We start from the raw sequence: 5,110 nt of genomic DNA on the forward strand, positions 1-5,110 counted from the left end.
ACTATGCGCACCGCCTCGGCAGTGCCAGGCTGCTGCAATGGGCGGAGTCCGATCTGTTCTGGGACCAGGTGGTGTCCATCGAGCCGGCGGGCGAGGCCGAGTGCTTCGACCTGACCGTGCCCGGCCCGGCCTGCTGGCTGGCCGACGGCATCGTCACCCACAATTCGGGCGCGATCGAGCAGGATGCAGACGTCATCATGTTCATCTACCGCGACGACTACTACACCAAGGACGAGAGCAAGGACCCCGGTGTCGCCGAGATCATCATCGGCAAGCAGCGGAACGGCCCGACCGGCACGGTGCGGCTCGCGTTCCTGAAGCCGCTGACGAAGTTCGAGAACCTCGCGCCCGGCAGCGACCGCGGCGGCGGCGGGGACATGTACTGACGCGTGGTCAGAACGGCTCGAGCCGCCGGATCTGCGTCACCAGCGCGTCCAGCGCGGCGTGCCGTTGCTCGTAGAACGCCAGCCAGCGCTCGAAATCCTCGAGCTTCAACGGCCCGGTGAGGGGCGCGAGATCGCCGGGCAGCCCGGCGACCGCATCCTCCAGCGCCTGCCGGTCCACCGTGGCCCAGGAGTGCGCGATGCGCCCCTGCAGCAGGGCCCGCGCCGCCTGCGCGCGTTCGAGGTAGTTCGCCAGCTCGGGCAGCGCATCGCCGCCCACCTCGTCGTCCATCGCCAGCGCCTCGGAGAAGGTCGGACCGTCGTAGCCGGCCACCGGGTTCTCGTCGGCAGCGGGCCCGGCACCGAAGCCCGCCACGCCGTCGAGCGCCGACCAGTCGAAGCTCGCCTCATCGAGCTTCAGCATCTGGTCCGCAGCGGCCGCATTCGCGGCGAACTGCTCCGGCGCGAGCGCCGGCACGTCGCTGCTCGCCAGCCCCGCCATCGCGCGCATGAAGCCGAACTCGGCCAGCGTGTGGGCGTGCAGGTACAGGTGCTCGAAGGCGTCGCGGTCCATCGCGTCAACCGATCAGCGCACCGGCCAGCGCGGTGGCGCCGCCGATCAGCAGCGGCAGCGGCGTGCCGCGGCCGACGCTCTGCAGCGCGTTCACCGCGATCGGCCGCAGCACGCTGAACATCGCGTTCAGGATCGCGCGGATCACGGTCGCGGTGAGCTGCGCCGCGTTCGACACCACCACCCGCGCCCAGCGGGCGGCCTGCAGGATGCAGTCCATCAGCTGCGAGTTCATCTCGGCGATCTTCGTCATGTTGGAGGCCAGCACCACGCAGAACAGGTCGATGCCGGTCAGCCCGGCGATCGTCACGAAGCCGAGCTGCTTCAGCAGGTGCGAGAAGGCCTTCATCAGGTAGCTCAGGCCCTGCGCGGCGCGCTGCGTGAGCCAGCCGGGGTTGTCGGAGCTGCGCAGCAGCCAGCGCGCGAGCACCGCGTTGTCGCGCTCGACCGCACCGCCCAGGCCGCGCACCGCCTGCCAGTTCATCTCGGTGCCGCCGACGCTGCGCACGTACTCGGTCATGTCGTGGTTGGCCACGCTGAGCAGCTGGCCGGTGGGCGACACCAGCATCATGTTGTTCGCATCGTCCGGCTGGCCGTTCAGGTGACCGTAGGGGTAGGGGCCGACCATCGTCACCGGGTCGAGGTCGTGCGAGACGCGGAAGATGTTGTGCTTGCCGAGCGATTGCTCCATCGCGCTCTGCGCACCGAGTGCGCCGACGCGCGGGCAGCCGAAGGTGTAGAGCTTCACCGCCTTGCCGCGCGACGAGAAATGCGCCGCCACCAGCGTCGCGACCGCGCCGCCCAGGCTGTGGCCCACGCAGTGCACCACGTCGGCATCCATGATCCGCCGGTCGTCGCGGCTCAGGCCGATCTTCACGCTGTCGAAGGTGTTGCGAAAGCCCTGGTGCACCAGGCCGAAGTCGCCGAAGCCGGTCATCGACGCGCGCAGGTCGGTCAGCAGGTCGGCCTTGGAGTGCTCGGCGCGGGTGCCGCGCGTCGCGATGACGACCTGCTTGCTGCCGGCGCGGTTGAAGCTCAGCACGTAGCCGAAGCCGGTGGTGACGCCCGCGGTGGAGCCGGCGAACACCCGGTCGAGGTGGGCGCCGCCGAGCTCGGTGGGCTTCAACGAGGTGTTGGCGCCGCCGCCCTGGGCTGCGGCACCAAGCCCGTCGCCGGTGACCATCTTGCGCACGTTGGCGCGCGTCTCCATGCCGATGGTCGGCTGGCCGCTGATCCAGTCCTTCAGCGTGAAGTACGCGTTGTGCGCGATGTACGAGGCCTCTTGCGGCGTCAGGTATTCATTGATCGGTGTCGACATGGGGGTCCGATGCGGTGGTGCGTGTCAGGGGTGCGTCAGAGCGCGCGGGCGAGGTCGAGCGACCAGATGGCTTCGCGCGGCGGCGAGGCCCGGTCGTCGGCGGTCTGCAACCAGAGCTTGCTGCCGGAGAGGCCCCAGCGCCGCACGCTGCCGTCGTCGAGGCCGAGCTTCACGAGCTCCAGGCCGTCGCGGTGGCGCGGCGAGAACAGCACCAGGTGCTCGTAGTGGTTCACGTAGCGCTGCGGGCCGAGCCGTTCCTTCTCGGTCTGGTAGCGCACCAGCAGCGCGTCGGGGCGCAGCTGCAGGCTGTCGACGAACCGGAAGGGCAGGCCGCGCGACCAGTCGGGCTCGACGTTGCCGAAGCTGCGCACGCGGTCGGCCTCGGTGTCGTAGACGAACAGGCCGTCGGTGGCCTGCGGGCGGTGGTACTTCAGCTGGATCAGCACCTGCCGGCCCGGCAGCGCGAGYACCGCCTCGGCGCTGTACATCAGCCACTTGGCCTGCGCCGGATCGAACGTGGCGGTGCGCTGCTTGTCGAAGCGGCGGGCATCGCGGGCATCGAGCTGCCACAGCTGCGTGCGGCGCTCCGGCTCGTAGGTGTTGACGACGGCGAGACCCGGCTGGCCCGCGGCGACGTCGATCACGAAAGCCTCGGCCGGCGGATGCTCCGCGCGCGCGRCCGCGAGCGTGCCGGCCGGCGGCAGGCCGCCGTCGATGCTGACGTTGCGAACTTGCGGATACGCCGCCGCCGGCGGCGCCGGCAGCGAGGCGGGCCAGGCGGATTCGCGCACCAGCGAAGCGCCCAGCTGCGGGCTGACGGTCGACGTCAGCTTGCTCTTGAACAGGCCGAAGATCATGCCGTTGCCGCCTTCGTTGGATTGGGCCGGCCCGCAACCGGCGAACACACCTGCCAGCACCAGCAGGCCGATGCCGGCCCGGTGGGCGGCAGTCGACCGTCGCGGCGGGCGGGGTTTGTCTCGTCGTGCAGGCATCGGGCCATTATTGCGGCCGGGTCGCGCCGTGGCGTTCGACCAAAGTCACCCGGCGCACCGCCGCGGCGCGGACCCCCCAAGTTCGAGGGATCCTGGCGAGCCTGTCAGACAGCCGGTGCAGGGCTCGATGCCGGTGCCGCCGCGGCAGGCAGCAGCCGGCCGCCGATCCACAGGCGCRGCGTGCCGATCACCAGTGCGACGACGATCACATTGGCCGCTGCGAACGCGATCGGCGCCAGCCATTGCACCGCGCCGTCTCCGCCGTGCGCGGCCAGGCGCATCGCGAGCGTCGGCAGGGCGGCGACGCCGAAGCTGAAGCCCCRGTACGACGGCGTGAAGCCCTGCGCGCGGATCCACGGCAGCAGCCGGGCGAGCAGCAGCGCCTGGTACAGGCCGTAGCCGAGCAGCGCCTGTGCGAACAGGTCGGACGATGCATCGGACCCCGGCTGGCCAAGCGCCATCCACGCGACGCCGCCAACCACCGGCGGCGCCAGCTGGATGCCGAGCAGCGGCCGCATCGCGGTTGGCAGCGCCCCGCGGGTGCCAAGGCGGTTCAGGATCGCCGACTCGATCGCGAGCCACGACAGCAGCCCGGCGCCGAAGAACCACAGGCCCACCTGCGGCCAGCCGAACACCGCAGCCGCGAGCGCGGCGACGAAGTTCTGCGCGACCGCCGGCAGGTAGACCGCCGGCGTGACGAGCTCGGGCGTCAGCCCGCCCTGCCAGATGCGGCCGAACAGCCAGGCGCCGATGCCGAGCGAGGCGAGCAGCGCGACGATGAACACCGCGAAGCCCAGCGCAGGCGCCAGCGGCTGCAGGGCCACCGCGGCGAGCAGGCTGGACACCGGCACCAGCGCGACGAACGACGATTGCAGCGGGTGCTGCAGTTCGGCACGCGCCTGCGCGCCGTGCCGCAGCCACGTCAGCGCATACAAGACCAGCAGCACGCCCCACACCACGAGGCCGGTGGCGCTGACCGCCGACGCCGCCCAGGCCGGCAGGGCCCACAGCCGCACTGCGGCGCGCCACGCATTGCCGAGCGCGAGCAGCCCGACGGCGATGCTGAAGAACGAGACGGGGATTGCGGGAAGGCGGAAGCGGGTTGGCAGGTTCATGGCGGGGATCCGGCGGCGACGCGAGGTCGGATGCGGCCACTGTAGGCGGGCGTGCTGCGATGTTGAATGCCGGCCGGTCTCGGATAATTGCTCCATCGTCTCGAACGGAGGTGTTGCCGATGGATGCGCTGAGCCAGTTGGTGGCGACGCTCGACCTGCGCGGTCGCATGGACCTGCGCTGTCTGTTCGGCCCCGGCTTCTCGGTGCCGCACACGGCGGTCGGGCCGTGGCGGGCACCGTTCCACGTGGCGCTGGCCGGCGAGTGCGAGGTGTGGCTGCCGGCGCAGCGGCGCGCGATCCCGCTGCGCCAGGGCAGCCTGCTGGTGCTGCCGCACGGCGATGCGCACGTGGTGCGCGGCGTCACGGCGCGGCGCGGGCCGGCGATCCGGCAGGTCGACGGACCGGTGCTGCCGCTGAAGACCAACCTCGCGCAGCCGGACGCCGTGGCACTCGACCTGCTGTGCGGCGAGTTCGAGTTCGCGGGGCGGCGGCGCAGCAGCGTGCTCGATGCGCTGCCCGGGCACATCGTCGTGCCCTTCGACGCGACACCCGGTGCGGCCTGGCTGCGCGGGCTGGTCGGCATGATGGCGCACGAGATCGAGGCACAGCAGCCGGGCGCGGCGGCGATCGTCGCCGGGTTGTGCGGCACGCTGTTCACGCTGGCGTTGCGCGCGCACCTCGCGCAGCAGCCGCAGCAGCGCGGCGTGCTGGGCCTGATGGCGCGCGAGCGC

At 71.6% G+C, this 5,110-nt stretch carries 6 protein-coding genes; 2 read left to right on the plus strand and 4 right to left on the minus strand.

Translation table 11 applies throughout. The features are described from left to right. Positions 1-386 (plus strand): DnaB-like helicase C-terminal domain-containing protein (locus AC1D01_RS20155; RefSeq protein ID WP_477869386.1); only part of this gene is annotated, 386 nt, incomplete at its 5' end. Between the two features lie 7 nt (positions 387-393). Here the strand turns inward: AC1D01_RS20155 and AC1D01_RS20160 are convergent. From AC1D01_RS20160 to tehA, 4 genes are all read right to left on the minus strand, one after another. Further along, positions 394-957, minus strand: coding sequence for a hypothetical protein (locus AC1D01_RS20160; protein ID WP_477869388.1), 564 nt, complete (start codon positions 955-957; stop codon positions 394-396). A 4-nt stretch (positions 958-961) separates the two neighbouring features. Further along, positions 962-2,272, minus strand: a complete 1,311-nt coding sequence (locus tag AC1D01_RS20165; protein ID WP_477869390.1) for a lipase family protein — start codon at positions 2,270-2,272, stop codon at positions 962-964. Between the two features lie 35 nt (positions 2,273-2,307). Beyond that, complete coding sequence (locus AC1D01_RS20170) at positions 2,308-3,264, minus strand: hypothetical protein (protein ID WP_477869392.1); 957 nt, start codon at positions 3,262-3,264, stop codon at positions 2,308-2,310. A 104-nt stretch (positions 3,265-3,368) separates the two neighbouring features. Further along, entirely contained in the window at positions 3,369-4,379 is a 1,011-nt protein-coding gene (tehA, locus tag AC1D01_RS20175; RefSeq protein ID WP_477869394.1) for a dicarboxylate transporter/tellurite-resistance protein TehA, read from the minus strand. 119 nt (positions 4,380-4,498) lie between these two features. Between tehA and AC1D01_RS20180 the strand changes: the two genes are divergently transcribed. After that, the coding region (locus AC1D01_RS20180) for a cupin domain-containing protein (protein WP_477869396.1) at positions 4,499-5,110 on the plus strand (612 nt) is incomplete at its 3' end.

The sequence above is a fragment of the Rhizobacter sp. P3_B12 genome, assembly GCF_056402895.1.